Genomic DNA, 3867 nt, shown 5'->3' with positions numbered 1-3867 from the left:
CGAGCAATTCGCTCGTGCTCTACTCCGCCGCGCTCGGCGCGGTTGCGGCCAGCGGCAAGACCGAGCACGGCCTGTTCGTCGCCGAGCTGCTCCGCGAGATGCGTGCGCCGAACATCAGCGCCGAGCAGGCCCTGACCAACACCAAGAACGGCGTGGTCGCCGCCACCAAACGGGAGCAGGTGCCGTGGCTGTCATCCTCACTCACAACCGAATTCTCGTTCGCAGGTTCGGTGGCGCAGCCGGCCGACAACAAGGCCGGCGACCCGACGAAGCCAGAGCCTCAGAAACCCGAGCCGCAGAAGCCGGTCTGCGATGCCCCGCGGGCAGAGCCGCCCCCGAGCGCCGACGATCTCGCCAGGGATCCGGTCATCGCCGATCTCAGTCGCAAGATCGCGGCGAATGCCAATGACGTCGCCTCGCGCTACAAGCGCGGCCAGGTCTATGCGATCAAGCGCGCCTATAGGCTCGCCATGCAGGATTTCGACCTCGTGATCCGCAGGGATCCCAGGGATGGCGAGGCGCTCAACAACCGCTGCTGGACGCGCGCTGCGACCGGCGATCTGCAGGGCGCGCTTGCCGACTGCAATCTGGCGCTCCAGATCGATCCCGGATTGAGCGATGCGCTCGACAGCCGCGGGCTCGTCAACCTCAAGCTCGGCCGGACCGCCGAGGCGATCAAGGACTACAACGATGCGATCCAGCGCAACCCGCGCTCATCATCGTCGCTGTTCGGCCGGGGCATCGCCAGGCGCAAGAGCGGCGGCGACGGCGCCACGGATATCGCGCAGGCGAAGTCGATGAATCCTGATATCGCGAAGGAGTTCGCGGGCTACGGCGTCACGGAATGCGTGCCCTGAGCTGCAGAGGCCTTCCTGATCCAGACCTTGTTGTCATGGAATGCGGCCCCGCCGATCGGCGCGACGGTTTCGGCGCCCGTCAGCATGTTGATGCCGCGCCCGCCGATATGGTTCTTGTTGGGATGAACGGACTCCGCGATCAGCACGCCGCGCCGCACGCCGTCGAACAGCGTCGCGACCAGCGTGGTCTCGCCGCGGGTATTGCCAAGCGTCACCGCATCGCCGTCTGCGATGTCGAGCGCGGCGGCATCCAGGGGATGGATCATCACGCTCGCTTTGCCCTCGCGCGCCTGCGAGGACGGCGTCTCGTTGAAGGTGGTGTTGAGGAAGCTGCGCGAAGGGCTGGTCGCCAGCCGGAACGGATGGGCCTGGTCGGAGTGCTCGATCACCGCCCAGTGGTCCGGCAGATCAGGCATCTTGTCGACATCGCCCATCGTCACGCCGAACGGCGGATGCGCCCAATCCGCCCTAAAATGGAATTTGCCGTCGGCATGGGCAAAGCCATCGAGAAAATGCGAGGTGCGGAAATCCGGTTGCAGGTCGCGCCAGATATCGGCCTCCAAGCCGGCGATGTCGCCGTGATTGCTCAGCTTCAGCGTCGCGTCGATCAGTTCGCGCGGCGTCATCTCGAAACCTCGATGCTTGGCGCCGAGCCGCGGCGCCAGCCCCTGCAAAACCTCGTGGTTGGAGCGGCATTCGCCGGGCGGATCGATCAGTTTCGGCCCGACCGAGATGTGCTGGTGGCCACCGCCGTAATAGAGGTCGTCATGCTCCATGAACATGGTCGCCGGCAGCACGATATCGGCCATCTGCGCCGTCTCGGTCATGAACTGCTCGTGCACCGCGACGAACAGATCCTCGCGCGCAAAGCCCTGCCGGACCAGCGCCTGCTCCGGCGCCACCGTCATCGGGTTGGTGTTCTGGATCAGCATCGCCTTGACCGGCCCCTTGCCGCGCAGGGCTTCGGCATCCCCGGTGAGGATGCGGCCGATCTTCGACTGGTCGAGCGCGCGGATGCTCTGGTCGATGGCGTCGTGGCCCTCGATGATGGATTCGTTGAAATGCCACAGCGCGTAATTGTTGAAGAAGGCGCCGCCGCCTTCATACTGCCAGGCGCCGGTCACCGCGGGAATGCAGGTCGCGGCATGCATCTGCGTCGCGCCGTTGCGCGAGCGGGTGAAGCCGTAGCCGAGCCGGAAGAAGGTCCGTTTGGTCTCGCCGACCGCCTTGGCAAAGGCTTCGATCTCCGCCACCGGCACGCCGCAAATCGCAGACGCCCATTCCGGCGTGCGCGCCTTCAGATGCGCCTCGAGCTCGGCCGGGCAATCGGTGTACTTGTCCATGTAGGCGCGGTCGGCATAGCCGTCGCGGAACAGGACGTGCATGACACCACACGCGAACGCGCCGTCGGTGCCGGGCCGCAGGATGATCTTGATGTCAGCCTGCTTCATGGTCTCGTTGTCGTAGATGTCGACCGCGGCAATTTTCGCGCCGCGCTCCTTGCGGGCGCGGGAGGCGTGCGTCATCACGTTGACCTGGGTGTTGACGGGATTGGTGCCCCAGATCACGACGAGGTCGGACAGCGCCATCTCGCGCGGATCGACGCCGGCGATCTTGCCGGTGCCGATCGCAAAGCCGATGCGGGCGACATTGGCGCAGATGGTCTGATAGAAGCGGGAATATTTCTTCACATGCGTGAGACGGTTGAGGCCGTCGCGCATCACCAGCCCCATCGTGCCGGCATAGTAATAAGGCCAGATCGATTCCGCGCCGAACTCGCGCTCGGCCGCATTGAAGCGATGCCCGATCTCGTCAAGCGCCTCGTCCCAGGAGATCCGCGCGAATTGCCCCGAGCCCTTCGGCCCAATGCGGCGCATCGGAAACATCACCCGCTCCGGATGATGGATGCGCTCGGCATAGCGGGCGACCTTGGCGCAGACGACGCCGGCCGTATAGGTCTGCTGCTTCGAACCACGGACACGACCGATGCTGCGGCCTTCGACCACCTCGACATCGAGGGCGCAGGCCGAGGGGCAATCATGCGGGCAGGTCGAATGGCGGATTTCGATCTTGGCGTGCTGGTTCATGGCCAAATTCGTAACACCAAAATACCTGTCAGCCGAGGGCATTTATCCGGCAATGCCCATGCGATTTGCTCAGATCACGTGCGCTGCGGGTTCCTGCCGCGACTGCGAAGACGGCGCTCCACGCTGAAAACGGCGCGATATTCCCGGCGTGATCGGCCTGGTCAGCCGTCGACAGTCCGCATCGGCTGCCGTTACAGTGCTGCCAACAAGAACGATATCAGGGAGGTGGGCATGACAGTCCGAAGATTCGTGCCGGCCTTGGCCGCCGGCCTGCTTGCCGCAGTCTCCGCCGCCCCCTCATTCGCCCAGGATTATCCCACCCGCGCGGTCCGCATCGTCGTGCCCTTCGGCGCCGGCGGACCGGCCGACGTCGCCGCACGGCTGATCGGCAATGTGCTCCAGGAGAGCTTCGGCCAGCCCTTCGTGGTCGAGAATCGCACCGGTGCCGGCGGTGTCATCGGCACCGTGGAGGCTGCGAAGTCGCCAGCCGACGGCTACACGCTGTTGATGATGTCCAACACCCAGACCGCGAATGAATCGCTGCTGACCCCGGACAAGCGAAAATACGAGCTGATGCGGGACCTCGCGCCGATCGCGCCGGTGAACTATTCCGATCTCGTCATCGTGGTAAACCCGCAGGTGCCGGCGAAGACTCTTGTCGAGTTCATCGCTCTCGCCAAAGCGCAACCGGGCAAGCTGAACTATGCCTCTTCGGGTCAGGGCACGCCGTACCACATGGCCGGCGAGCTGTTCAAAGCCATGGCCGGCGTCGATGTCGTGCACGTTCCCTATCGCAACAGCGGCGAGGCGCGCAGCGGCGTGATCGGCGGACAGGTGCAGATGATGATCGACGCGGTGCCGGCGATGGCGCCGAACATCGCCGAGAACCAGGTCCGCGCGCTCGCGACCACCGGCAAGCAGCG

General features: G+C 65.1%; 3 protein-coding genes. 2 read left to right on the top strand and 1 reads right to left on the bottom strand.

Annotated features, from left to right (window positions below; translation table 11 throughout):
- Positions 1-857: caspase family protein (locus MOV75_RS30090; RefSeq protein ID WP_247007140.1), on the top strand; the 857-nt coding region annotated here is incomplete at its 5' end.
- Here MOV75_RS30090 and MOV75_RS30085 read toward each other — a convergent pair.
- Positions 830-2944 carry a molybdopterin oxidoreductase family protein gene (locus tag MOV75_RS30085; protein ID WP_247007139.1) on the bottom strand — a complete coding sequence of 705 codons (2115 nt, stop codon included), beginning with the start codon at positions 2942-2944 and terminating at the stop codon, positions 830-832. The genes MOV75_RS30090 and MOV75_RS30085 overlap by 28 nt on opposite strands.
- Positions 2945-3175: 231 nt before the next feature.
- On the opposite strand from MOV75_RS30085, the gene MOV75_RS30080 reads away from it, so the two are divergent.
- Positions 3176-3867: tripartite tricarboxylate transporter substrate binding protein (locus tag MOV75_RS30080; RefSeq protein WP_247007138.1), on the top strand; the 692-nt coding region annotated here is incomplete at its 3' end.

The sequence above is a fragment of the Bradyrhizobium sp. PRIMUS42 genome (genome assembly GCF_023006515.1).
In the GTDB taxonomy this organism is placed as follows: Bacteria; Pseudomonadota; Alphaproteobacteria; order Rhizobiales; family Xanthobacteraceae; genus Bradyrhizobium.
This window is presented reverse-complemented; position numbering and strand designations above follow the sequence as displayed.